The sequence below is a fragment of the Sphingobium sp. genome (genome assembly GCF_003248505.1).
Classification (GTDB): domain Bacteria; phylum Pseudomonadota; class Alphaproteobacteria; order Sphingomonadales; family Sphingomonadaceae; genus Sphingobium.
The window spans coordinates 47,973-73,486 of record NZ_QFOA01000010.1 but is presented as its reverse complement, the minus strand read 5'-3'; the positions used below and the strand labels follow the sequence as shown (position 1 = coordinate 73,486).

23 protein-coding genes and 1 tRNA gene are annotated in these 25,514 nt (G+C 65.3%); 4 read left to right on the top strand and 20 right to left on the bottom strand.

Annotated features, from left to right (window positions below):
- Window positions 1-29: 29 nt before the first annotated feature.
- From DI606_RS06470 to DI606_RS06455, 4 genes are all read right to left on the bottom strand, one after another.
- Entirely contained in the window at window positions 30-551 is a 522-nt protein-coding gene (locus tag DI606_RS06470; RefSeq protein WP_293980720.1) for a sterol desaturase family protein, read from the bottom strand.
- A gap of 25 nt (window positions 552-576) precedes the next feature.
- On the bottom strand, window positions 577-1,800 hold the full coding sequence (gene metC, locus DI606_RS06465) for a cystathionine beta-lyase (protein ID WP_293980718.1): 1,224 nt from the start codon (window positions 1,798-1,800) through the stop codon (window positions 577-579).
- Window positions 1,797-2,645, bottom strand: coding sequence for a 3-mercaptopyruvate sulfurtransferase (gene sseA / locus DI606_RS06460; RefSeq protein WP_293980716.1), 849 nt, complete (start codon window positions 2,643-2,645; stop codon window positions 1,797-1,799). Before sseA ends, metC begins: the two co-directional genes overlap by 4 nt.
- Before the next feature lie 87 nt (window positions 2,646-2,732).
- On the bottom strand, window positions 2,733-3,950 hold the full coding sequence (locus DI606_RS06455) for a hypothetical protein (protein WP_293980714.1): 1,218 nt from the start codon (window positions 3,948-3,950) through the stop codon (window positions 2,733-2,735).
- Window positions 3,951-4,041: 91 nt separating this feature from the next.
- Here DI606_RS06455 and queF point away from each other — a divergent pair, with 91 nt between their 5' ends.
- A complete protein-coding gene (gene queF / locus DI606_RS06450; protein ID WP_293980712.1) occupies window positions 4,042-4,503 on the top strand; it encodes a preQ(1) synthase in 462 nt (153 codons plus the stop codon).
- 162 nt (window positions 4,504-4,665) lie between these two features.
- Entirely contained in the window at window positions 4,666-7,317 is a 2,652-nt protein-coding gene (locus DI606_RS06445) for a M1 family metallopeptidase (RefSeq protein ID WP_293980711.1), read from the top strand.
- A 40-nt stretch (window positions 7,318-7,357) separates the two neighbouring features.
- On the opposite strand, the gene DI606_RS06440 is transcribed toward DI606_RS06445, so the two are convergent.
- Window positions 7,358-8,431, bottom strand: coding sequence for a phytase (locus tag DI606_RS06440; protein WP_293980710.1), 1,074 nt, complete (start codon window positions 8,429-8,431; stop codon window positions 7,358-7,360).
- A gap of 204 nt (window positions 8,432-8,635) precedes the next feature.
- On the opposite strand from DI606_RS06440, the gene DI606_RS06435 reads away from it, so the two are divergent.
- Complete coding sequence (locus DI606_RS06435; RefSeq protein ID WP_293980709.1) at window positions 8,636-11,386, top strand: TonB-dependent receptor; 2,751 nt, start codon at window positions 8,636-8,638, stop codon at window positions 11,384-11,386.
- A gap of 66 nt (window positions 11,387-11,452) precedes the next feature.
- On the opposite strand, the gene DI606_RS06430 is transcribed toward DI606_RS06435, so the two are convergent.
- The 4 genes from DI606_RS06430 to hspQ all read right to left on the bottom strand — a co-directional run bounded on the left by DI606_RS06430 (window position 11,453) and on the right by hspQ (window position 14,871).
- Window positions 11,453-11,638, bottom strand: a complete 186-nt coding sequence (locus tag DI606_RS06430) for a DUF3606 domain-containing protein (protein ID WP_293980708.1) — start codon at window positions 11,636-11,638, stop codon at window positions 11,453-11,455.
- Between the two features lie 69 nt (window positions 11,639-11,707).
- On the bottom strand, window positions 11,708-13,645 hold the full coding sequence (locus DI606_RS06425) for an OPT family oligopeptide transporter (protein ID WP_293980740.1): 1,938 nt from the start codon (window positions 13,643-13,645) through the stop codon (window positions 11,708-11,710).
- Window positions 13,646-13,754: 109 nt separating this feature from the next.
- A complete protein-coding gene (locus DI606_RS06420; protein WP_293980707.1) occupies window positions 13,755-14,519 on the bottom strand; it encodes a GDSL-type esterase/lipase family protein in 765 nt (254 codons plus the stop codon).
- The gene (gene hspQ / locus DI606_RS06415; protein WP_293980706.1) at window positions 14,482-14,871 is read right to left on the bottom strand and encodes a heat shock protein HspQ; all 390 of its coding nucleotides are present in this window, start codon (window positions 14,869-14,871) and stop codon (window positions 14,482-14,484) included. The genes DI606_RS06420 and hspQ overlap by 38 nt, the downstream gene beginning before the upstream one ends.
- Window positions 14,872-15,004: 133 nt before the next feature.
- Here hspQ and DI606_RS06410 point away from each other — a divergent pair.
- A tRNA-Ser gene (locus tag DI606_RS06410) sits at window positions 15,005-15,094 on the top strand.
- A 96-nt stretch (window positions 15,095-15,190) separates the two neighbouring features.
- Here the strand turns inward: DI606_RS06410 and DI606_RS06405 are convergent.
- From DI606_RS06405 to DI606_RS06355, 11 genes are all read right to left on the bottom strand, one after another.
- Window positions 15,191-16,498 (bottom strand): MFS transporter, encoded by a 1,308-nt coding sequence (locus tag DI606_RS06405; protein WP_293980704.1) that lies wholly within the window; start codon window positions 16,496-16,498, stop codon window positions 15,191-15,193.
- Between the two features lie 116 nt (window positions 16,499-16,614).
- Window positions 16,615-17,673, bottom strand: a complete 1,059-nt coding sequence (locus DI606_RS06400) for a flagellar motor protein MotB (RefSeq protein ID WP_293980702.1) — start codon at window positions 17,671-17,673, stop codon at window positions 16,615-16,617.
- A 3-nt stretch (window positions 17,674-17,676) separates the two neighbouring features.
- Window positions 17,677-18,540 carry a flagellar motor stator protein MotA gene (motA, locus tag DI606_RS06395; protein ID WP_293980700.1) on the bottom strand — a complete coding sequence of 288 codons (864 nt, stop codon included), beginning with the start codon at window positions 18,538-18,540 and terminating at the stop codon, window positions 17,677-17,679.
- Between the two features lie 122 nt (window positions 18,541-18,662).
- Window positions 18,663-19,508 (bottom strand): flagellin, encoded by an 846-nt coding sequence (locus tag DI606_RS06390; RefSeq protein WP_293980699.1) that lies wholly within the window; start codon window positions 19,506-19,508, stop codon window positions 18,663-18,665.
- A gap of 17 nt (window positions 19,509-19,525) precedes the next feature.
- Window positions 19,526-20,860, bottom strand: a complete 1,335-nt coding sequence (flgK, locus tag DI606_RS06385; RefSeq protein WP_293980698.1) for a flagellar hook-associated protein FlgK — start codon at window positions 20,858-20,860, stop codon at window positions 19,526-19,528.
- Window positions 20,857-21,195 carry a rod-binding protein gene (locus DI606_RS06380; protein WP_293980738.1) on the bottom strand — a complete coding sequence of 113 codons (339 nt, stop codon included), beginning with the start codon at window positions 21,193-21,195 and terminating at the stop codon, window positions 20,857-20,859. The genes flgK and DI606_RS06380 overlap by 4 nt, the downstream gene beginning before the upstream one ends.
- The gene (locus tag DI606_RS06375) at window positions 21,195-22,295 is read right to left on the bottom strand and encodes a flagellar basal body P-ring protein FlgI (protein WP_293980695.1); all 1,101 of its coding nucleotides are present in this window, start codon (window positions 22,293-22,295) and stop codon (window positions 21,195-21,197) included. Before DI606_RS06375 ends, DI606_RS06380 begins: the two co-directional genes overlap by 1 nt.
- Before the next feature lie 19 nt (window positions 22,296-22,314).
- A complete protein-coding gene (locus DI606_RS06370; protein WP_293980693.1) occupies window positions 22,315-22,992 on the bottom strand; it encodes a flagellar basal body L-ring protein FlgH in 678 nt (225 codons plus the stop codon).
- A gap of 10 nt (window positions 22,993-23,002) precedes the next feature.
- A complete protein-coding gene (gene flgG, locus DI606_RS06365) occupies window positions 23,003-23,791 on the bottom strand; it encodes a flagellar basal-body rod protein FlgG (protein WP_293980691.1) in 789 nt (262 codons plus the stop codon).
- Window positions 23,792-23,876: 85 nt separating this feature from the next.
- Entirely contained in the window at window positions 23,877-24,620 is a 744-nt protein-coding gene (locus DI606_RS06360; RefSeq protein WP_293980689.1) for a flagellar basal body rod protein FlgF, read from the bottom strand.
- Window positions 24,621-24,642: 22 nt separating this feature from the next.
- A complete protein-coding gene (locus tag DI606_RS06355; protein ID WP_293980687.1) occupies window positions 24,643-25,488 on the bottom strand; it encodes a flagellar hook-basal body complex protein in 846 nt (281 codons plus the stop codon).
- Between the last annotated feature and the right edge of the window lie 26 nt (window positions 25,489-25,514).

Below are 25,514 nucleotides of genomic sequence, written 5' to 3'. Positions count from 1 at the left end.
GCCCGCCCCGATCCCAAGGCATGATCGGGTCAGGCGTCGACGGCGATGCCGCCTGCGCCCTTCGCCGCGCGCACGCCTGCACGGCCGTTGGCCGCAAGCTGACGCTTGAGCTGCGTCGGGTGCGGCGCGATGAGAAAGCCGAAGCTCACCGTTCCCGCCTTCGTCTCGACCGCATGGTGCAGGCGATGCGCCTGGACGATCCGCTTCATGTAGCGCGAGCGCGCGACATAGCGGTTGCGCACCCGTTGATGCACGATGATGTCGTGAAAGCCGAGGTAGATTGCCCCATAGGCGGCGATCCCCGCGCCCATGGCGGTCGCCCATCCGCCCCATCCCCACTGGACCCCGCCCAGCAGCAGGAGAATGGAGGGCAGGGCGAAGATCACGAAATAAAGGTCGTTCGCCTCCCAGTTGCCCTTGCGCGGGCGGTGGTGGCTCGCATGGAGGAACCAGCCCGGCCCGTGCATCACCCAGCGGTGCATGACATAGGCGAACCCTTCCATCGCGGCGAGCGTGGCGAGGAAGATCGGCAGCAGGGCGACAGCAGGCATGGTTTCTTTATAGTGTGCGCCGCAGCTATGCGCGACCCTTATCGCGCGCGTGCCGGAACCGGGCGAGACCCGCATCGAGATCGGCGATGAGGTCGGCGGGATCTTCCAGACCGATATGCAGCCGCACCAGCGGCCCTTCCGCCTCCCACCGGGTCGCGCTGCGGTAGCGGGCGGGATCGACGGGCAGGGCAAGGCTTTCGAACCCGCCCCAGCTGTAACCGATGCCGAAATGAGACAGCCCGTCGATCAACGCGGCGCGCGCCGCTTCGTCGCCGCCCTCCAGCACGAAGCTGAAGAGGCCGGTCGATCCGCCGAAGTCGCGTTGCCACAGGGCGTGGCCGGGGCAGTCGGGCAGCGCGGGGTGCAACACCCGCGCGACCCCGGGCTGCGCCTTGAGCCAGTGGGCCACCGCCAGAGCGCCGTCGCGATGCTGGGCAAGGCGAACGCCCAGCGTCCGCAACCCGCGCGACGCGAGCCAAGCGTCGTCGGGGCTGACCATCTGGCCGAAGAGGTAGGCGGTCTGGCGCAGCTTGCCGAACCACGCCGCGTTGGCCGTCGCGCTGCCCATCATCACGTCCGAATGGCCGACGATATATTTGGTGCAGGCCAGGATCGTAATGTCGATGCCATGGGCGAGCGCGGGGAAATAGAGCGGCGTCGCCCATGTATTGTCCATCAGCGTCACGACCCCGTTCGCCTTCGCCCAGGCGGTGAGCACGGGGATGTCCTGCACTTCGAAGGTCAGGCTGCCGGGGCTTTCCAGGAACAGCGCGCGGATGGGGCCATCCGTTAAGTAGACATCGAGCGAGACAGCTTGCGGGTCATAATAAATTGTTTCGACACCGTAACTACATAGCATCTGCTCGCAGAAATTGCGGGTCGGATCGTAGGCGCTGTCGACCATCAACAACCGGTCGCCCGGCTTCAGCACCGTCATCAACGCGCAGGCGATCGCCGCCACGCCCGACGGGAAGAGCATCGTCCCTTCCGCGCCCGGCTCCATTTCGGTGAGCGCGTCGGCGAGCGACCAGGCGGTCGGCGTCCCCTTGCGCCCGTAGAACAGCCGCTCATGCGTGCTGCTTCCCGCCGCTTTCCGCAGGTGCGCCACATCGTCGTAGAGGATGGTGGACGCGCGCCACACCGGCGGGCTGACGATGCCGCCCGGCTGGCCCGGCATTCCGGTCCATTCGGCCTTGCGCCCCGCCTGCGCCAGCTTCGTCAGCGGCCTGCGCTTGTCTTCGTCACTCACGCGTCACCTGTCGCTTTCGGTGTCTCCTTATCCGCGCCCCATTCCGACCAGCTGCCGTCGTAAAGCGCGACATCGTCCTTGCCGATGCTTTCCAGCCCGGCGAGCAGGATGGCGGCGGTAACGCCGCTGCCGCAGGTGGTGACGACCGGACGATTGAGGTCGATACCGGCCGATTCGTAAAGCGCCCGCAGTTCCGCGCCCGACTTCATGCTGTTGTCGGGATGGAAGAGCGATGCGTAGGGCAGGTTGCGCGACCCCGGGATGTGGCCCGAGGCCATGCCGGCGCGCGGCTCCGCCTCCGCGCCGGTGAAACGCCCGGTACCTCGCGCGTCGAGCACCTGGCCTTGGCCGCTCGTCAGGTGGGCGAGCATGTCCGCTTTCGACCGCACGCCGCTGCGGTCGAGCTTCGCCACGGCGCTGCCGGGGTCGGCGGATGCTACGCTGCCGCTTTCCACCGCGCGACCCTCCGCCCGCCATTTGGGGAGGCCGCCGTCGAGGATCGCGACCGACGCGCCGATGCCGTAGGCGCGGATCATCCACCAGGCGCGCGCCGCGCTGCGGATCGGGCTGTTGTCGTAGACGACGATGCGGCTGTCGCCATGGACGCCCAGTGCCTGCATACGCTGCGTCATCATGGCGTCGTCGGGCAGCATGTGGGGTGCGGGATCGTCCGGGTCGGCGAGCGTGTCGAGATCGAGGAAGGCGGCGCCGGGAATATGCTCCGCCTCGAATTCGGCTCTGGCGTCCCGCCCCGATCCGGGCAGGAACAGCGTGGCGTCGAGGATGACGAGGCCGGGCGTGCCCAGCGCCTCGGCAAGCCGGTCGGTCGTGACGAAGAGAGTCATGGCGTTTCCCACGGCAAGAGCGAAGTTGCGTCCTGCCTTAACGCCGTGCCGCCTGCGGGGTAAAGGCCGCCAGCGTAAAAGCGGTCCTCAGGCCGGAGTCAGCTCTGCGGCGGCGCGCGCGGCGGGGCGGCGATATTGGCGCGGTCCCTGATCGAGCCGCAGGGGCGCGAGCCGCTCCGCAGGCGGATCCTGCTCCTGCCCGACGATGAAGGCGCGCGCGGTGCGCCCTTCGCCCGCGTCCCATTTATAGGCGGCGTCGAACGCGGCAAGCGGGATGAGCAGGCTGCGTGCGCCCATCGTCACCGGCTCGATACGGTCGGGGCCGAGCCGCAATTCCCCGGTCAGCGTCAGCGTCTCTCCCGGCGCGATGGCGACCGCGCTGTGCAGCGGCAGCCCGTCCTGACCGGCCAGAAAGCCCTGGAGCAGCGCTTGCTGCCGAGCGCCAGCATTGCCGATGATCCCGCGCACCATCACGTCCTGCGCCGCGCTGGCCCCGCGATTGGTGAGGTGCAGGCTGTAGGCGATCGTCACCCCGATCAGCGAGAAGCGCGCCTGCGCGACGCCAAGGTCCATGGCGATCCACGGACGGTCGGGATCGGCGGCGACCGGTTCCGGTAGCGGCGATGGGCGCGGCGCAGCGGGAGCCGGGGCTTTGGGCTGCGCGGTGTCCCCTGGCCGTTCCACCGGCGGTGGGGTCGTCAAAGAGCGGGCGTGGCGGCGTCGACGCATCGATACGAGGAATGCGGCGACCGCTCCGCCCAGCAGGATGAGGCCGACGATCCAGGGTATGGGGCTGCGTTGATCCTCCACGCTCGGCACGGCAGCGGGCGTGGGTGCGGGGGCACTGGCGTTCGGTGCAGGCTCCGCCGGGGCGGGCGTGAATGCAGGTGCGGCGGCGCTTGGCGGGGGCGGGGTTTCGACCGGCGGTTGCGGAGCCGGTGCAGGTCGCGTTTCACGCCCGGCGGGTAGGCGGTCGGGCGTCGGCGCTGGTGCCGCTTTCTCCCGCGGAGCGGGCGAGGTCGCAGGCGCGCTCCGCGTGGCGGGCGGTGTGGCCACGGACGGCTGGACCGCGACCGGAGGCACCACCACCGTCGGCGCCGCGACCGGGGGCGGGGTGGCCCCCTGTGCGGGGAGATCGCGATAGACGTTGAGTTCGGGGCCCTGCCGGTTGGTATCCGGCGGCGGGGTGGCTCCCGTGGGCGGCAGCGAAAGGCCGGGCGTCGTCTGCTCCCCCTGCTGGGCAAGGACAGGCACGGCGATCAGCAACGGCGCTGCGATCAGGAACGGACGAATAAGCGACCCCATAGGGTGCAGTCAAAGGCACAAGATGCGCTGAACTGCAAGTGAACGAAGCCGATACATGACATCGCCCGTGCGATCGCGTAGATGGCCGCCCATGACCGACCTTAGCAAGACGCCCCTCCATCTTGGCCAGACGAGCGCGCTTCCGGCATCGCCGGAAGAGGCGGTGCTCGACTATGTCCCCAATCCCCGGCCCGGCAAGCCCTATCTGGTGCGCTTTACCGCGCCCGAATTCACCTCGCTCTGCCCGGTCACGGGGCAGCCCGACTTCGCGCATCTGGTGATCGATTATGCACCGGGCGACACCATCGTCGAATCAAAGTCGCTCAAGCTCTTCCTCGGCGCGTTCCGCAACCATGCCGCGTTCCACGAGGATTGCACCGTGGGCATCGGCGAACGGTTGTTCGCGGAAATGAAGCCGGTCTGGCTGCGCATCGGCGGATATTGGTATCCGCGCGGGGGCATTCCCATCGACGTGTTCTGGCAGTCGGGCGAGCCGCCGCAGGCCATGTGGCTGCCGCCGCAGGACGTGCCGGGCTATCGCGGGCGCGGCTGACCGCCGCTCGCCAACCCCTTCGGTTCGGACGAACGCGCATCACGGTTCGACCAACGACATGCGATCGCTTGACCGATGCGACGAAACGGGTGATCCCGCGTTCATCGGGCGCGCGATGCTATTTCGCGCGCTCTTCTAGACGTGTCGGAGTCTGTCGAACCTATGTCCCTCACCAAGATCCTGCCGCTGCTCGTCGCTGCAGCCCCGCTGGCCCTCGCCGCTCCCGCTTTCGCGCAGGGCAGCACGCCCATGGGCCCGGCCGCCGGTATCACGACGCAGCTGCCGCGCGGCGCGGCGCCCAGCCATTATGTCATCGAAGTGACGCCCGATGCGGCGAACCTCAAATTCACGGGCAAGACCGCGATCGACGTGACCGTGAGCCAGAGCTTGCCCACGTTGGTGCTGAACGCCGCGGACCTGAGCTTCGGGGACGTGACGCTGACCCCGGTCGGCGGTCAGGCGGTGAAGGGCACGGCAAAGGTCGACGCGAACGCGCAGACCGTGACCTTCGATTTCGGCAAGCCTATCGCGCCGGGCAAATACAAGCTCGCCGTCGCCTATGCGGGCGTCATCAACCAGCAGGCGAACGGCCTGTTCGCGCTCGACTACACCAACAACGAAGGCCAGTCGAAGCGCGCGCTCTTCACCCAGTTCGAAGCGCCCGACGCGCGCCGCTTCGTGCCCAGCTTCGACGAGCCGAGCTACAAGGCGACGTTCGACCTGTCGGCGGTGGTCCCCACCGGCCTGATGGCGGTCGGCAACATGCCGGTCAAAAGTTCGACGGATCTTGGCGGTGGCAAGACCCGCGTGACCTTCGGCACCAGCCCCAAGATGTCGTCCTACCTCCTGTTCTTCGGTCTGGGCGAACTCGACCGGGCCACCAAGATGGCAGGGAACACCGAAGTCGGCGTCATCACCGGCAAGGGCAATACCGGCAAGGCGCAACTGGCGCTCGACGCGTCGGCGGCGATCCTGCCTTATTACAACGACTATTTCGGCGTTCCCTTCCCGCTGCCCAAGCTCGACAATGTCGCCGGGCCTGGCCAGAGCCAGTTCTTCAGCGCGATGGAAAACTGGGGCGCGATCTTCACGTTCGAGCGCGCTCTGCTGGTCGATCCGCGCTTCACTTCCGAAGCGACCAAGCGCCGCATCTACGAAACCGTCGCGCACGAAATGGCACACCAGTGGTTCGGCGACCTCGTCACCATGGCATGGTGGGACGACCTGTGGCTCAACGAAGGGTTCGCCAGCTGGATGGCGACGAAGGTCACCGACAAGCTGCAACCCGATTGGGAAATGCTGCTGACCCGCGTCGACGGACGCGAAGCGGCGATGAACCTCGACTCGCTCGCCACCACGCACCCGGTGGTGCAAAAGATCAAGACGGTCGATCAGGTCAATCAGGCGTTCGACGCCATCACCTATCAGAAGGGCGAAGCCGTTATCACCATGCTCGAAGGCTATGCCGGTGAGGATGCGTGGAAGGCGGGTATCCAAGCCTATATGAAGGCTCACGCCTACGGCAACACCGTGACCGACGATCTGTGGAAGGCGGTCGAGGGCGCAGGCGCCAAGGGTCTTGTCAGCATCGCGCACGATTTCACAAGCCAGCCGGGCATCCCGCTGGTGACGGTGCAAAGCGCGCAGTGCCGTGGCGGCCAGACCGTCCTGTCGCTGACCCAGGGCGAATATAGCCGCGACCGGAAGGACAAGGCGCCGCTCAAGTGGAACGTGCCGGTAAAGGCGCAGACCGTGGGCGGCGAAGCGCAGCGCCTGATCCTTCAGGGGAAGGGGCAGATCACGCTGCCGGGTTGCGGCGCCTATATCGTCAATGCGGGGCAGACGGGTTATTACCGCTCCCTCTATCCGCAGGCCAATGTGAAGGCGCTGGCGAAGGACTTTACGAAGCTTTCCAGTATCGACCAGACCGGCCTCCTCGCCGACAATTTCGCTCTGGGCCTTGGCGGCTATCAGCCGGTCGGCCTTGCGATGGACCTGGTGGACGCAGTGCCCGCGACCGCGACGCCCGCCGTCTTGGCCGAAGTGCCCGGCTATCTGTCGAACGCCTATTCGATGCTGGAAAACGACAAGGCGGCGCAGGGCCGTGTCGTTGCATATAGTTCGCGCAAGCTGACGCCGATCCTGTCGTCGATCGGCTATGACGCGAAGGCGGGCGAGGGGCCGCAGGTGCCGGTGCTGCGCCAGGCACTCGTTTCGACGCTGGGCGACATGGGCGACAAGGCCGTGGTGGCGGAAGCCAACCGCCGCTTCGCCGCGCTGTCGTCCGATCCGCAGGCGCTGGACGGCCCCCTGCGCGAAACCTGGCTGGCGATCATCGCCAAAAACGCCGATCAGGCGACATGGGACCGGCTGCGCGCGATGGCGAAGGGCGCGAAGACGGATCTGGAAAAGAGCAGCACCTACGCGTTGCTGGGCCGCGCCCGCGACGAAAAGCTGTCGGCGCAGGCACTGAACCTCGCTCTCACCGACGAGCCGGGCAAGACCACCAGCGCCGCGATCATCAGCGCTGTGGGTTACGAGCATCCGATGCAGGCGGTCGATTTCGTGCTGGCGCATCGTCAGCAATATGAAGCGCTGATCGACGTGTCGGCGCGCAGCCAGGCGCTGGGCCGTCTGGGCGGCGGATCGGCGGACCCCGCGATGGTGACGAAGCTCGACGCCTATGCGACCCAGTATCTGACACCTGAATCGCGCAAGGTGATCGACCGGTCGATCGCCGCGATCAAGACGCGGATCGAAACGCGCGGTCGGCTGAAGGCGCCGCTCGCCGCCTGGTTCGCGGGCAAGCGATAAGAGGCCAAGGGGGCGGTGGAGCGATCCACCGCCCTTTATCTTACCGCAGGCCCAGCGCCCTGGCGATATCGTCCCACGCGACCAGCTTGAAATTCTGCGCCGCCGCCGCGTTATGGCCGTCCTGCGCAATGAAGAGCCCGCCGGGATAGGCGGGACCGAAATCGCCCAGCATCAATTCGATGCCATCCGTTTCCTCCGATCCGCCGACCGCCCCGTCGACGATGCGGAAGCGGCCGACATAGCGGTCGTCGGTGAGGGAGTAGAGGACATAGGCATTGTCCCCCTGGCTGGACACGACGACATAGCCGTCCTTCTCGCCGATCGCCGCGATGGCCACCCCTTCGGCATCCATGACGAGGTTCCTGCCGTCCGCCGCCGCGATCTTGGTGGGGCCGGTCGGCCCGTTGACGCGCGCATCGAAGCGCCACAGGCCCACATCCTCCTCCGCGACGTAGAGGGTGTGGGTACGGTCGTCGACGGCGCAGCCTTCCGATTGGGTGGACAGCTTCATCGTGCGGACGATCCGGCCTGTGGGCGTCGCGCCGGACGCGTCGATCAGCACCTGGTTGACGGTGCCGTCCTTGAGCACGATGAAAGCGGACAGCCCTGCCCCGTCGCGGCCAAGGCAAATGCCATAGGCTTCACCCCTGCCGCCCTCGACCTTGCCGACAGCGGTCAGCTTCGCGGTCACAGGATCGAGCCGGAACAGCGCGATCCTTGCGTGGGCAATGTCGTTGCGGTCGGACGCAGCGACGAGGATACCCTCAGCCCCGCCGATGGTGACACCGTCCTTCAAATCCACATTGTTCACCCGTCCGGCATCCAGGAAGTCGCGTGTCTTGCCGTCGAGACCGTAGACATAGAGCCCCGCCTTCTTGTCGGTGCCCACGATCAGGCTGCGCGCGGGGTCGGCGGCATTGCGCCAGATCGCGGGATCGTCGGCGGCATCGGCGTTGGCGGTTCCGACCGGCGTGGTTTCGCCCCGCGCGGTGACGGAAACCGCCGGGGTCGCATGGGCGATCCGCACGGCGACAGGCACTTCAGCCTCACCGGCGGCGCAGCCGCCAAGAGTGAAAAGGCCAGCCGCCAGCGCGGCCTTGGATGATGTCTTCATGGATGTAACGCCCCTGACCGTATTGCGGGGCCCTGCTGACGTGGAGACGTGACAGGACGATGACGATATCGTGACGATCCTGTCTCAAACCGGCGTCGGATTGTCATCCAAATGTCTTGGAACCGACGCTTTACCGTAAGCTGCCGAACCTAAGAGCCGCCCCAGCGGTGCCTGACAGGGCGCGCCGCCAAACAGGGGACCATCATGATTTCGACGCGCCAGCGGCCCATGCGCCGCACCCTTATCCTTTGCCTGCTCGCTTCTGCGGCCACGCCCGTCGCGGCCTTCGCCCAAGCGCCTGCCGAGGCCGAGGCGGAAGCCGAAGCCATCGTCGTCACCGGCGCGCGTCCCATCGCGGAATCGGAAGCGGTTGCGCTGGAAATCCAGAAGAATTCCGATTCGCTGGTGACGGTGGCAGCGTCGGACTCGGTCGGTCGCCTGCCCGATCAAAATATTGCCCAGGCCGCCAGCCGCCTCCCCGGCATCAGCGTCGAACGCGACCAGGGCCAAGCCCGCTACATCAACCTGCGCGGCGCGCCCAAAAGCTGGACCACCCTGTCGTTCGACGGCGTCAACGTCATCAGTCCCGAAGGACGCGATGCGCGGTTCGATTCGATCCCCTCCGCCATCGCGGGCAAGATCATCGTGTCGAAGGCCGTGACCCCCGACATGCCGGGCGAAACCGTTGCGGGCAACGTCAACGTCGTGACCCGGTCGGCGTTCGACTATGCCGGGTTCCATGTCGCGGGGAAGGGCGGCCTTGGCTTTGCGGAACTGGGCGACCGCAAGGAATATGAAGGCAATCTCGTCCTGTCGAACCGCTTCGACACCGGGATCGGCGAAATCGGCGTGCTGCTTTCGGGCAGCTATTACGAACGCAACATGATCACCGACAATTTCGAGAATGATTATGAGCGCGTGTCGCGCGACGCACGTCCGGGCAACGCCACGCGTTTCTGGGTACATGAAACCGAAAACAAGCTCTATCGTCTGACGCGCAAGAACTGGTCGGTGTCTGGGCGCGTCGATTGGAAGCCGGATGACCGCACCCTCATTTCCGCCCGGTCGATCTACACCATCTTCACCGACGACGAGGCGCGCGACAATTATCGCTTCGATCTCGACGACCGGGAGAACGATCTGGTCGCCAGCACCGCCCCCTGCGGCGCGAGCACGGCGAACACGACATCGGGCTATGCCGACATTTGCGCCGGCAATACGCCGCAGAAAGGCACGATCTACGGCATCGACATCCGCCAGCGCTCGACGCTGCGGGCTTATCGCCAGTCGGTCTTTACCAACACGCTCGAAGGCAGCCACGAAATCGCGGACGGCTGGAAGCTGAGCTGGGTCGGGAACTACACCGAATCGAAGGACGACCGTTCGGTGGTGGGCGAAGTCAGCTGGGAAAGCCCGCCCGCCCGCAACCTGCGTCCCACCGTCGCCTACGACTTTTCCGATCCCAATTATTCCCGGCTGACGCTGTTCCGCACGATCCAGACCGGCACAGGCGCCGCGGCGCGCTATACCGCCGGGCAGCAGGTGACGGCGGTGGACAGTTTCGCCAAGACGCCCACCGGCTTTACAGTTCTCGACGCAGTCGACACGACCAAGGCCTATACCGGCCGGATCGTGCTGGCGAGAGAGCTGGATCACGCCACGCTCAAGGCCGGTTTTCAGTATGACCGCCGCAACAAGATCGCGGACGAAAGCCAGATATCGCTGAACACCGCCGGTGCGGCGACCATCCTGCCGCAGGACTATGCCCAGTTCTCGCTCGACCGGAAATTCCTCGGCAAAATTCCGCTGGGCTACACGTTCCGCTATTTCGACCAGGACAAGATGCGCGCCGCATCGGACGCCGCGCGCAAGGCGTTCGCCTTCAGCCCTGTCACCGGCAACAATTACAATGTCCGCGAGGAAGTGTTCGCCGGCTATCTGATGGGCACGTTCCGTTACGACTGGGGCACGGTCGTGGGCGGCGTCCGGGTCGAGCATATCAAGAACGAAGGCCGCGCCATCGGTACGGTGGGCACCGGACAGCAGCTTATCGTCGCCGATGCGAGCCAGACGCTCGCTTTCCCCAGCATGCACATCAACTATAATCTCGACGATACGAAGAAGCTGCGCCTGTCCTTCAACAGCGGTGCGGCACGGGCAGATTACGACCAGTTGCGTCCCAATGTCGTCATCAACGACACGAACGAGACGATATCCGGCGGCAATCCGGCGATCCGTCCCGAGCGCGCCTATGGCGTGGACGCCTATTTCGAATGGTATGTCCGTCCGCAGGGCTATCTGATGATCGGCGCTTTCTACAAGAAGATCGAGGATGTGCTCTACACCGCGCGGCGGACCTTCAACTCGCCCACGCTCAACAGCGGCAATGTCGACCGATCGGGCTATGTGTTCAACGGGATCGTCAATGGCGGGACGGGCCGTCTCTTCGGCATGGAGGCCGCAGCGCAGCTTCAACTCGAACCCTGGACCCAGGACCTGGGGCTGCCCGATGTTCTGGGCGGCTTCGGCGTGTCGGCGAACGTGACGCTCAACGACAGCAAGGTCGACATCGGCGGACGCAAGACGCGGCTGCCCGGCACGTCCGATTTCGTCTATAATATCGGCGGCTATTACGAGAAGTACGGCCTGTCGCTGCGCCTCCAGTATCAGAACCGCAGCAAGTGGCTCGACACCGTAGGAACGCTGGCCGATGGCGGCGATACTTACTGGGCGTCGGACGACGAACTGGATTTCTCTGCCCGCTATGCGGTGACCAAGAATTTCGAAATCTATTTCGACGCGTCGAACCTGCTTAACAATCCCGGCCGCCGCTTCTCCGATCCGGGGAGCCTGTTGCGGGCCAGCGGCGTGGCGGCCCCCGACACAAGCAACCAGACCATCGAGTGGGAGCGTTTCGGTCGCCGCTATACGGGCGGTATCCGCTTCAATTTCTAAAAGTCAGCGACAGGCTTTTGAAAAGGGCGGCGGACCTCAAGGGTTTCGCCGCCCTTCGCTTTTTAGTTAATCCAGCGCGATGCCGAGATAGGCGGCGACCGCTTCGGGCATATCGCCCACCGCGTCGACCGCATCCTTCAATTCATCGCGCGATACGCCCAGCCGACCGATCCAGTAGATCAGCTGCGTTTCGTCCTCTATCGCGATACGCGCGCCCGCGACGGGAGCGGCGCGGGTCTGATCTTGACGCATGTCAGGTCCCTGTCTCTGGCGGAATGAGACGCCAGAAACGCACAGATCGGCAGCGTTGGCCTCTTCCCTTTAGGACAGGGGCGATGCAGCCCAGTGGCGCAGCCGCGCATAAAGCGCCGCGATCACTCCGCCGAAGATCAGGATGGCGAGCGGCACGGCCCAGTGACTTTCGCCCACCAGCGCCAGCGGCGCATCGCTATCCGTCCCTGCGACGATGCCGGCAAAGGCGACGCCGAAAAGGCTTTCGCCCACGATGAAGCCGGTCGCCATCAGAACGCCCATCCGCTCTGCGAACTCGGGGTTGGACTGGCGCAGCGCCCAGCGATTGTAGAGATGGCCGATCAGCGCGCCCACCGGGATGAGCAGGGTGAGCGCCATCGGCAGGTAGATGCCCATGCCGACGGCGAGCGGCGGCAGGCGCAGCTTGCCCGCCCGGCCCAGCATCTCGTCGATGGCGATGACCACAGCGCCGATGCCCGCGCCGATGCCGATGAGGCCCCAGTCGAGGTCGCCGCCCAGCACGCCCTTGGCAAGCGCGGATATCAGCGCGGCTTGCGGGGCGGGCAGGGCATTGGCCCCCGCACCGCTCGCCCCTGCAAAACCGAAGGCACTGTTGAGCAGGTCTAGTATCGGCGGTATGACCAGCGATCCGAACAGCACGCCCAGTACCAATGCGATCTGCTGCTTCCACGGCGTCGCGCCGACGAGCTGGCCGGTCTTAAGATCCTGGAGATTGTCGTTCGAGATGGTGGCGATGCCGAAGACGATGGCGGTGGTAAAGAGGGCATAGGCGATCAGCGCCTGCGTCTGCTTGGGGTCGCCGCCCGACCCGTAGAGCGCCGCCAGCATCAGCGACGCGCCCAGCACCGCCAGGATGCCGACGCCCGAAATCGGGCTGTTCGACGCACCGATCAGACCCGCCATATAGCCGCAGACGGACGCAATCACGATGCCCGCGACCAGCACATAGGCCAGAGTGAGGCCGATGACCGGGACCGGGTTGGCGGCAATGGGGCCGCCCTGCGCAAAGACCCACAGCAGTACGCCGATGGGAACAAGAGTCAGCAGGATCGTGCCGCCGACGATGCCGATGGGCAGGTCGCGTTCGGTGATGTCGAGGGTTGCAGCGTTCCCCGCCTTGCGCGTCGCGTTGGCGACCAGCGCGGACCGGATGCCGCTGACGATGGGGCCGAGGATCTTGAGCAGGGTCCAGATCGCCGCGATGCCGATCGTGCCCGCGCCGATAAACCGCGCCTTCATGCGGAAGGTCGTGCCGACGATCTCGGTCAGGTCCGCACCGGCGGGTAGCGGGGCGGTCAGATAGGGGACGAGGCCGGCCCAGCTGATCAGCAAGCCGATAAACATCGCGACACCCACCGACAGGCCGACCAAATGGCCGACACCGATCAGCGCCATCGAAAAGCTGGTGGATACAGATGTCGCGCCTGCGCCGAACTTGAAGAAAGTCGCGGCTTCCTCCGCGATCAGCCTGGTCTTGGCGACGATGGAGAAGGTGGCGGCGGACGCCGCACTGGCGACGATGGCGGCCAGCCCGCGCTTGTTTTCCTCCAGCCCTTCGCGAGATCCGGCGCCCACCTTCAGCACTTCGGCGGCAGCGACCCCTTCGGGGTAGGGGAGGTCCGATCCGGTGACGAGCGCGCGGCGCAGCGGCACCGAATACATGACGCCCAATATGCCACCCAACGCGATGGTGAAGGCCGACAGCCAATAGGGAAAGCCCTGCCACCAGCCGATGATGACGAGGCCGGGCAGGACGAAGATGATCGCAGACAGCGTGCCCGCCGCCGATGCGATCGTCTGGACGATGTTGTTTTCCAGGATCGTGCCGGTCGAGAACAGCCGCAGCACCGCCATGGAGATGACGGCGGCAGGGATCGACGTCGCAAAGGTCAGGCCGATCTTGAGCCCGAGATAGACGTTGGCAGCCGTGAAGACGAGCGTGATGAGCCCGCCCAATATCACGCCCCTCAGCGTCAGTTCGGCCATCGGCGGGCCTGCGGCCTTGTCAGTCGTCACGTCGAATCCCCTCGCCCTTGCGCGCTTTCTTCAAGCGGCCTGTAATAATGTTGCTTGGCCGTGGATCAATCGCAAACTGTCACCGGCTGTTTGCCGCGATGGCGCGGGCGGGATTTGGAAGCGCATCCAGCCACGCATCGACCTGCGCCGTCCACCGCTCATACCCCCGCGCATTCATATGCAATCCGTCCTGGCGGAACAGCGAAGCATCGGGCAGCCCGTCCGCCGCCAGCAACGTTTTCCCCAAGTCGAGATAATCGAACCTGACCGTCGGCCCCTGCGCCGCGACGGCAGCATTGACCGCCGTCATGCGCGGTCGCAGCGTCCAGCGCATCGGGCTGGGCTTGAGCGATAGATAGGCGATAGGCACGCGCGGATAGTCGCGCCGCAACCGCTTGAGCAAGGTCAGGACATCGCCCGTCACCGCTTCGGGCGTCGTGCCCGCCGCCAGATCATTCTCCCCCACATAGACGACGATCGCGCGGGGCGGCGAGGCGGGCAGAAGCCGCTTGTAATAGTGCAGCACATGCGCGGTGGTAGCGCCGCCGAACCCGCGATTGACGGTGCCGCGATCCTCGAAACTGTGCGCCACATCCCAAAGACGGATACTGGAGCTTCCCAGGAACAGCACGGCATCGCGTGTAACCGGCCCGGCCCCGTTCGTCTTCGCAAACGCTTCGATCTCCCGCGAAAAGGGGAAGCTCGGATCGGCGTTGGGCGTTGCGGGGGGCTGCGCAAGGGTGACGATGGGCGCGGCAAGCGACAACGCCGCGCCCAGCCGGGCGCTCTGCCAGATTCGACGCGTCTTAATGGCTGTGCAGCCGCCGGAGACGATATTTTCCATCGGCATAAGGTCCGAACATGTCGATGATCGCAGGATGCTCGACCGGCTCGTCGCTGTCGTCCGCCATCAGGTTCTGCTGGCTGACATAGGCGACATAGCTCGATTCGCCGTTTTCGGCGAGCAGATGATAGAATGGCTGCTGCTTGTCGGGCCGGGCACCTTCGGGGATGGCTTCGTACCATTCCTCGCTGTTGGCGAAGACGGGATCGATATCGAATACCACGCCGCGAAAGCCGAACATCCTATGCTTGACGACATCGCCGATGCTGAAGCGGGCGTGGACGATCGGAGGAGCGATCATGCCGGCACCGAAGATATGGGCAGCGCCCGGCAACGTAGTCGTGTGTTTCATAACCCCAATTTAGGAGTGTTACGCGCGGACACAAGAAAAATACCCGCTACCCCGCTTGGCAATCCTCATTTCATCCGCTAATGGCCGCCGCTCGACCGGGACCGAGCCGCTGCGCGGCGACCGGACCTTCTGCGGAGAGGTGGCAGAGTGGTCGAATGCGCCGCACTCGAAATGCGGTGTGCCTTTACGGGTACCGTGGGTTCGAATCCCACCCTCTCCGCCAATATCCATCGATTTGCCAGGTTTTGAATTAGGGCTTTGCTGCCGTCGTAGGGTATGGCCTCACCCACCGGGCCCTGCGGGCGTTGCTCTCCCGCGCTCAATCCTCGACGATGGCGGTCGTGTCGCGGGTGTCGCGCATCCGCAGGTAAACGACCAGCGAGATTGCGATCATTCCGCTCACATACCAATAGAAGCCGCGTTCCCAACCCGCGTCCTTGAAGCTGAGCGCCACATATTCGGCGGTCCCGCCGAAGATCGTGTTCGCCAGCGCATAGGGCAGCGCTACGCCGAGTGCGCGGATATGGGCGGGGAACAGTTCCGCCTTCACCACCGCGTTGATCGACGTGTAGCCGGTCACGATGACAAGGCCGCCCAGCACCAGCAGAAACGCGGTCAGCGGGTCGCGTGTCGTTTCCAGCGTGGCGAACAGAGGATAGGTGAGCAGAGCGCCCGCCACGCCGAATCCGATCAGCAGCGGCTTTCGCCCGACCCGGTCGCTCAGCGCGCCCGCCACAGGTTGCAGCAGCATGAAAAGGAACAGGGTGCCGCCGTTGATCCGCGACGCTGTCTCGCGGTCGAACCCACTCGTGTTGACGAGGAATTTCTGCATGTAGATCGAGTAGGCGTAGAAGGCGAGCGTGCCGCCCGCCGTCATGAGCATGACCGTGACGGCTTCGCGCGGGTGATGCCGGAACAGCGCCGTCAGACCCGATTTCGGCGCGCCCTGCGCGCTACTGGCGTTATGGAAGCTCTGCGTTTCGGCAAGGCCGCGCCGGATCCAGAACACCACGACCGCCAGCCCCGCGCCGATCGCGAAGGGAATGCGCCATCCCCAGGCGTCGAGCGCCGCCTCGCTCAAAACGGCCTGAAGCGTCAGCAGGACGCCGATCGCCAGCAACTGCCCACCGATCAGCGTGACATATTGGAACGAGGAAAAGAAACCGCGCCGTCCCTTGCCGGCCATTTCCGACAGATAGGTGGCGCTCGCGCCATATTCGCCGCCGACCGACAGACCCTGCATCAGCCGCGCGAGCACCAGCAGGGCGGGCGCTAACAGGCCTGCGCTCTCATAGGTCGGCGCAATGGCGATCAGCAGCGATCCTGCACACATGAGCGTGACCGACAGGGCAAGGCCGCTCTTGCGCCCCTTGCGGTCGGCATAGACGCCCATGATCCACGCACCCAGCGGGCGCATGAAAAAGCCGACCGCAAACACCGCCGCCGCGCCCAGCAACTGCGCCGTGGGATTGTCCGAGGGAAAGAAGTGGGGCGCAAAATAGAGGGTGAAGGCGGCATAGGCATACCAGTCGTACCATTCGACCAGATTGCCCGTCGAACCGCCGACGATCGCCCTGGCGCGTTCGCGCGCGGTAGGGGCGGACGCCGGGGCGGGAGATGCTGTCATGGAAAAATGCCGATCCTCACTGTGACCATTCGCCCGTCGCCGGGCGTTTCGATCCTAGGTGGCATAAATGCAGGCGGGGGTGAACCCGGACGGTGCAGCGTCCTTTCGGGTCGGCGTCAATGCTTGCCGCCGACCTTTCCTTCCTGGCTGGATGCAGACGGGTTGACCAGATGCGCGCCGTCGGGGAGGCCGGTGCCGCCCATGTCCAGCCGCTGCGCCTGTTCCTTCGCGATGCGCGTGGGGTCGTCGCGCTTGGCGATGGCGGCCCGGGTTTCGGCATCGGTTTCGCCGTCTCCGCCATCGTCCGCCCCGCCGCCGCGCGTCCATCCCAGAATGATCGACATGCGCCGATTGCGCGGGTCGTAGGCATCGCCCTTGATAAAGGGCTCGCGGTCGGCAACTCCTTCGATCCGGGCGAAACGGTCGCCGGGAATGCCGCTCTGGCTCAGCGCCTGCCGCGTCGTTTCGGCGCGTGCGGACGACAGCATCCAGTTGTTCATCGTCCGCCCCGCCGCATAGGGCAGGCCATCGGTATGACCCCGCACGATCAGCGGATTGGGCATCGTGCCAAGCGCCTGCGACACCTCGCCGATCAGCGCGCGCGCCTGCGGCACGAGCGTCGCCGTGCCCGACTGGAACATCGCAAAGTCCGCTTCGTCGATCAGGTCGATACGCAGCCCTTCGCGCGTTTCGGTGAAGCGCACATTTTTGCGCAGCTTGGCCAAGCCCTTGCGCGTCATGCGATCTTCCAGACTCTTCTTGATCGCTTCGAATTTCTGCCGGTCGGCAGCGCGCATGGCCTTGCCGCCTTCGTCCTTCGTGCCGGTGGCGTCGCGCGGGATGGTGATGGCGAGCGTCCCCTGACCGCCGGTCGTGGGGTAATTCTCCTTGCTCATCATGCTGTCGCCGCCCAGCAGCCCGGTGGAGCCTGCCGACGCCATCTTCAACTCCACCAGCGTGGGCGTGAAATAGTCGGCCAGGCCCTTGCGCTGCTTTTCGGTCGTCGCGCCCAGCAACCACATCAGCAGGAAGAATGCCATCATCGCCGTTACGAAATCGGCATAGGCGACCTTCCATGCGCCGCCATGATGGCCGCCATGGCCTTCGACGATGATCTTCTTGACGATGATCGGCCGTGGTTCGGGCTCGTTCGCGCCACGTTTTTTCTCGGCCATGGCTTATTTGTTCCGCATGCCGTCGAACACCTCGGCAAAGCCGGGCTGGTTGGCGTGGATCAGGCTGGAGCGCGCGGCCTCGATCACCAACGGCTGCGGATGGCCGTGGAGCGAGGCGATGATGATCTGCTTCACCACATGATAGATCGCCCCGTCCTGCTCGATCACCGCGCGGCAGCGATTGGCGAAGGGATTGACCATGCCGTAGGCGAGCAGCACGCCCAGAAACGTGCCGACCAGCGCCGATCCGATCATTGCGCCCAGCACCGAGGGCGGCTGGTCGATGGAGCCCATGGTCTTGACCACGCCCAGCACCGCGGCGACGATGCCCAGCGCGGGGAGGGCGTCGGCCAGCCCCTGCAGATTGTCGGCGGGCTTGAGCGCTTCGTGATGGTGGGTCTTGAGGCTGTTGTCCATCACCTCTTCCACCGCGTGCGGATCGAGCGTGCCCGACGATACGACGACGAGGCGCAGCGTGTCGCTGATAAGGTGGATCAGCGTCTTGTCCTTCATCAGCTTGGGATATTCGCCGAAGATGGGGGACGTGCCCGGGTCCTCGATATGCGGTTCCAGCGCCACCGGACCTTCGACCCGCAGCGTCTTCATGAGCTTGCTGACAAGGAAGATGCAGTCGAGGAAATCCTGTTTCTTATACTGCGGCCCCTTGAACACCTTGGCCAGGCCGCCACCCAGCGCCTTCAGGTCCGATCCCGAATTGCCGATGATGAGCGCGCCGACGGCCGCGCCGCCGATGATGATCATTTCGTGGGGCAGGGCATGGAGCACCGGGCCGATATCGCCGCCGGTGAAGATGAATCCGCCGAACACCATGCCCAGCAGGACGACAAGGCCGATGATTGCGAACATGAAATTCCCCGAGTTTGCCGGCCCTTGAAAGGCCTGATCCGAACCGCATCGCAACGATGCCCGTCAGATGGTTAATACGGACTGGTTAGCGTCCGGTTTAGGTCCGGCGATTCTTTTCGCCGTCAGCTGATGAGGTCGAACAAGGTCTGCTTGTTGATCCGTGCGAAGGCGGACTGCGCCGCTTCCAGCTGGAGCAGCTGCGACTGGACCCGCGAAATCACTTCCTGAAGGTCGGTCGATTCCAGGTCGCCCTGCCGTTCCTTGAGGTTGATGTCGACATCGGTCAGGCGGTTGCCAACCGTTTCCAGCCGGTCGGCCCGCACGCCCTGCTTGGCCTGTTCGACCGTGATATGGCTTTGCGCCGCCTGCACACCTTTGAGCGAGGCGGCGACGTCGGCATCGGTGCCGGACTGGATCGCGGCGATGCTCTGCTGGAAAATCGCGTCGATCGACATCGGCGTGCCGTCGACGTCGATCCCTTCGGAGACTTCCTGCTTCGTCCCCGTCACCGCGAGGTTGAGCCCCCGGCTCACCGGCACGAGGACGCTTTGCCCGTCGTCGAACACGGGCGTGCCCTGATAGTCCTTCTGATTGAGCAGTTCGTTGACGGCGGTGCGCAACGTCGACATTTTCTCGACGAAGGCGGCGCGGCTGGTGTCGTTCAGCGAACCGTTGCGGGTGCTCGTCACCAATTCCTGCGCCTGCACCAGCAGATTGTTGATTTCGCTCAGGTTGGATTCGGCGTTGCTGGCGCGGGTGGTGCCATATTTGACATTGTCCTGCCATGCGGCCTGCTGCGCCTGCGACCGGCCGACTTCCGACAACTGCACCCACGACAGCACGTCCTGCGACGGCTTTGTCAGCGTGACGCCGCTGGAAATCGCGGTCTGCCCGTCGACGATGCTTTGCGACAGCTTTTGCTGACGGCGCATTTCGGCGATCATGATCTTGCTGGTGATGCCTACCATGGTGGGTCCTTCCCTTGTCAGCTGATCCGCAGGATCGAATCGACGACATCCTTGGCTACCTGGATGATCTTGGCGCTTGCCGAATAGGCTTGCTGGATCCGCAGCAGATCGGCCGCTTCCATGTCGAGGTCGACGCCGCTTACCGCTTCTCGGGCGGCGACGGCCTGGTCGTTCCGGCTGGTCGCGGTGTCGCTTTCCGCCTTGGTCGATGCCAGCAGGTTGGCGTGTGCGGTAATGATACCGGTCCAGCCTTGTTCGACGCTGCCGTTGCCGCGCAGCACGGACGTGACGTTGAGCAGGTTGCCGTTGAGCCGCCCGTCCGCCGATCGGGTCGCAAGGTCTGCGGGATCGGTGATGAGGGTCGCGAGCGTCGCGGCATCGGTGCCAGACACAAGAGCGCCGCCCCCCGCACCGGCATCGGTCCTGCCCTGCCCGTGCCAACCGTTGAGGTCGCTCACGAACTGCGCCGCCAGCGTATCGAGATCGTTGCGCCGGTTCGCGACCGTCGACGCTGCCGAGGCGTAGCCGCCCAGCTTGCCGCTGCCCGGCGCGCTGAGCGCGGTGCCGTCGGACAGGCTGAATGCCAGCGTTCCGTCGGCATTGGCCGATACAGATACGCCGGCCGCCTTGTTGCCGCTCACCAGCGTCTGCCCGCCATAGCTGATCTCGGCGCTGTCGTGCGCGCCGAAACCGATCGTGACGTTCAGATTTTCGGTGATGTCGGCGAGCGCGGAATCGCGGCTGTCCAGCAGTTGAGCGTAGGCCGACGTGCCCGGCTGCGCCCGCAGCAGGCTGTTGTTGATGTCCGCCAGCGCGGACAGCGAGGCGTTGACGCTTTCGACCGAACTGCGCGCTTCGGTCGCGATCCCGGCGGACACCGTCTTGAGATCCGCTGCCGTTTGGTTGAACGCCTGCGTCACGCGGCCGATACTGTCGATGGTGGTGACCCGCAGCGATTTGTCGCTGGGGCTCGCGGCCAGCTTTTCCATATTCTGGTACATGCCCGCCATCAGCTTGCCGATGCCGGTGCCGGTGTCGTTGAGCGCGGTTTCGGCGTCGCTCAGCCAGCGCAGTCGCGCCGACGCGCTGCCCAGCGCCATTCCGGTCGATCGGACGGTGGAATCGAGATAGGGGTCGGTCGCGCGGTCGACGCTCTTGACCTGGGTGCCGCCGAAATTGGCGTTGGTCACATAGGTCGCCATCGTCGCGGTCGACGCGCCCGATTCCGCCGTCGTCACCGACCGGCGGGCAAAGCCTGGCGTACTTGCGTTGGAGATATTCTCCGAAATCGCGGCCATGGCCGAACGATAGGCCTTGGTCCCCGACGCACCGATGATGAAGAGATCGCTCATGCGCTCTCAGCCTTGGCCGCGCCGTTCGGCGTCGCGGTGGAGGCGGGGGCAGGGGCGGCGGCGACCCGGCTGCCGAACTGCTGGATCAGCAGTTCGGCAATGCCCATCGCGCCCTTGGCCGCCATGCCGTCGGCGGTGCGGGCGTCGGCCATGTCCTGAAACTGCTGCGTCGCGCTCGAATCGCCGATGCCCTCCGCCAGACTGGCGGAGCGCATCGCGCCGATCATCTGGCGCAGGAATACGGCTTCGAACTGCTGCGCCACCTTTTGCAGCGCAGCCTTTCCGCTGTCGGGGGAAGCGGGCGTCGCGCCCCGTGCAATCGTTCCAACCTGCATCACAACACCACCAGTTCCGCCTTGAGCGCGCCTGCCTGCTTCAGCGCCTCGAGGATTGCGACCATGTCCGCAGGCGACGCACCGATCGCGTTCACTGCCTTGACTATATCGGCCAGAGACGCCCCACCTTTAAAATTAATCATCGGTTTTTTCTGTTCGTCGATGCTGATGCTGCTCGACTGCTCGGTCGCGGTGCGGCCCTGGCTGAAGGGTGCGGGCTGCACGACGCGGGGGCTTTCGTTGACGCTGACCGTGATCTTGCCGTGCGCGATGGCGGCAGGATGGATCCTGACCGCGCCGTTGATGACGACGGTGCCGGTGCGGGCGTTGACGATGACCTTGGCCGGGGCATCGGCGGGCGACACCTCGATATTCTCGATCATGCCCATCATCATGATGCGGCTTTCCGCGCCCTGCGGCGCATTGATCGCGACCGACACGGCGTCCACGGCGCTGGCGCGCTTGTCGCCGAAGGCGTGATTGATGCCGTCCGCCACGCGCAGCGCGGTCGTGAGGTCCGCTTCGGCCAGATTGAAAGTCAGCGTCGGCGCGGTGTCGAAGCCGGTCGCGACCGCGCGCTCCACCGTCGCGCCGCCGGGAATGCGCCCGGCGGATGGGACATTGACCGATACCTGGCTGCCGTCCGCCCCCGAAACGCCCAGTCCCCCCACGGCCAGATTGCCCTGCGCCATGGCATAGATTTCGTTGTCCGCACCGCGCAGCGGCGTCATGATGAGCGTGCCGCCGCGCAGCGACTTCGCCTTGCCCAGCGCCGACACGGTGACGTCGAGCCGCTGGCCGGGCTTGGAGAAGGCGGGCAGGTCCGCCGTCACCAGCACCGCCGCCGCATTCTTGAGCGCGGGGTTGACCCCCTGCGGCAGCGTGAGGCCGAAGCGCGAGACGACGCCCTTCATGCCTTCGGTCGCATATTGGATGCTGTCGTCGCCCGTGCCGGCGAGGCCGACGACGATGCCGTATCCCGTCAACTGGTTGGGTCGCACGCCCTGAAAGGTGCCGAGATCCTTGACCCGTTCGGCATGGGCGGCAGGCGCGCCGATCAGCGCGACGGCAACGAGGAAAAGGCGCAGGAGGCGGATCATGATGATGGCCAAATCCTCGTCAGAACGGACTGATGGCCGAGAAGAAGCGCTGGAGCCAGCCTTGCCGGCTCGCATTCGCGATCTCGCCCTTGCCCTTGTAGATGATCTTGGCATCGGCCACGCGGGTCGATGCGATGCGGTTGTCGGGCGCGATGTCCGCCTGGCGGACGAGGCCGCTCAGCTGGATATATTCGTCGCCCCGGTTGAGCGTCAGCGCCTTTTCGCCCTTCACCAACATGGTGCCGTTGGGATAGACTGCCGCGATCGTGACCGTGATCTCGCCTGTCAGGGCGTTGGACTGGCTTGCACCGCCCTTGCCGGTGAAGGCGTTGGTGCCGCCTGCCGACACGTCGCTCGCCGAAAACAGCTTGGACAGAATGCCGGTGGTGGGCGGGGTCAGGCCGACCGATCCGTTGCGGCTGGTGTCCGCGCTGGTGCTCTTGGTCGCTTGCGTTCGCTCGACCAGGACGATGGTGATGATGTCGCCCACGCTGGTCGCGCGCGCGCCGCTGGTAAGAGGGGTATAGCCCATCGACGCCTGAAAGATGGAGCCGTTGGCGGGCGCGGCGGGCGGCGACGCGACGATCGTCGGCGCGTAATAGTCGCGTTCGACATCGCGCTTCTTGCGGCCCGCGTCTGCGGGTGCGGCGGCAAGCGCAAGGACCGAAACGGCGGCGAGGATGAGGGAAAGGCGCATCGGTCGGCCGTCAGATATTCTGGTTGGCGTACTGGAGCATTTCGTCCGTCGCCTTGATCATCTTGCTGTTCACCTCATAGGCGCGCTGCGTCTCGATCATGTCGACCAGTTCCTCGACGATGTTGACGTTCGACGTTTCGAGGAAACCCGAACGGATGACGCCCCGGCCTTCCAGTCCCGCGACGCCGACCTGGGGCGTGCCGCTGGCGGCGGTTTCGACGAGCAGGTTGCCGCCCAGCGACTGGAGACCCGCCGGGTTCATGAAGCTCGCCACCTCGATCTGGCCGAGCTGCGTGGGTTCGCTCTGCCCCTGAAGCGTGGCGGAAACGGTGCCGTCGTTGCCGACCGACACCGACGTCGCGCCTTGGGGTACGGTGATCTGCGGGATCAGCGGCAGCCCTTCGGACGTGACCACCGTTCCTTCGGCGCTGACGCTGAAATTGCCTGCGCGGGTGTAAGCGACCGAGCCGTCGGGGCGCTGCACCTGGAAATAGCCCGACCCCTCGATCGCCATGTCCAGCGTGTTGCCTGTCTGGTTGAGCGTGCCCTGCGTGTTAATCTTGCTCGTGCCCTGAAGCGCGACGCCCGACCCGAGGTTAAGCCCGTTGGCGAACTTGTTCTGGCTGTCGGAGTTGGCGCCCGCCTGCACGACCTGCTGATAGGCCAGCGTCTCGAAATCGGCGCGATCCTTCTTGAAGCCGGTCGTGTTGACGTTTGCCAGGTTGTTGGCGATCACGCGCATCTTGGTGTTCTGCGCATCGAGGCCGGTGCGGGCGACGTGAAGGGCGGCGTTGCTCATCGTTCGTTTCTCCGTGGCGCGTCCCGAAGGGCGCTCATGCACGCATCATAAAGCAAGAGGCGTGCCAGAATTAACCATGTGCCCGTCAGCTATCGAGGCGCATCAACGACGCGCCGCCATCGTCCAGCTGTTTGGCGGTATCGATCATCTTGACCTGCGTTTCGTAGGCGCGGCTGGCCTCTATCATCTGGATCAGAGCGTCGGTCGCGTTGACGTTCGATCCCTCCAGCGATCCGGACGTGACGGTGGCCAGCGGATCGGGGGGAAGGGCGCCGCCGTTGACTTCGCGGAACAGGCCGTCCTTGCCCTTGGCGATGCTGGATCCTGCGGCATTGACCAGTTTCAGCTGATCGACCTGCTGCGGGTTGGCGGGATCGCCGCCCTGCGGCACGCCCCAGATGCTGCCGTCCTGCGCGATGGAAACGCTGTCCATCTGCGGCAGGACGATAGGGCCGCCTTCGCCCAGCACCGCAAGGCCGTTCCCGGTGGTCAGGAGGCCGCTGTCGGTGACCTTGAGATCGCCGCGCCGCGTGTAGGCTTCGCTGCCGTCCTGCGCCTGCACGGACAACAGGGCATCCCCGTCCACCGCGACATCGAGCGAATTGCCCGTGGCGGTGACCGCGCCTTGCGCCATGTCGGCGGCGATCACCTGTTCGGACGCCTGCGCCCGCGTGTCGAAAGTGTCGCCCTTGATCCAGCGCGTCTCGGCATTCGCCACTTCGGCGCGAAAGCCTACGGTGTTGACGTTCGCGAGGTTGTTCGCGACCGCCGCCTGCCGCGCCATCGCGCCGCGCATGGCGGTCAGGGCCGTGTTGACGAGCCGGTCCATGGGCTATCTCTTCCGATCGGGCTTAGGTGCGCAGGTTGACGATGGTGGTGGTCAGCGTGTTGGCCGCCTCGATCGCCTTGCTGTTCGCCTGGAAATTGCGCTGCGCCGCGATCAGGGCGACCAGTTCGTCGGTGATGTCGACGTTGGACCGTTCGAGCGAACCCGAATTGATCGATCCGTACATGCCCTGGTTCGCCGTGCCGAATATCGGCGCGCCGCTGGCGACGGTGGAGGACCAGTGCGCGTTGCCCTGCTGGCGCAGGCCTTCCATGCTGTTGAACGAGGCCATCGCCACCTGACCCAGATAACGGGTGGAACCGTCGGCATAGATGGCCGACACGAGACCCGCCTTGTTCACGCCGACGCTGGTCAACTGCGGGCCGTTGGCGATTTCGTCGAGCGTCGTGGGAATCTTGAGGTCGGTGAGGTTGGCAGGCGTCGTGGCGTTGGTGGGCGGGCTGGTAATGGTGCCAGTGTTCTTGTCGACCGCCAGCACCTGTATCCGCGCGCCGGTGGTGTCCACCGCGAACCGGCTATCGTCGACGGCGAAAGCGCCGTTGCGGGTATAGCCGACCGTTCCGTCCGCCGCCTTGACCGTGAAGAAGCCTTCGCCGGTGATGGCAAGGTCCAGCGTCTTGTCCGTGGTTTCGATCGTGCCTTGCGTATATTGCTGATTGATCCCCAGAACGCGCACGCCCTGGCCTGCGACCTGGTGGGTCGTCTGCATCGGCGACGCGGCGAAGATATCGCCGAACTGCGCCTCGCTCTTCTTGAAGGCGGTCGAATTCACGTTGGCGACGTTGTTGGAAATGGTCGACAGGTCGGCTTGTGCGCCCTTGAGACCGGAAAGCGAGACGTAGAAGGACATGGCGTTGCTCCTTGGGTGAAAAGGAT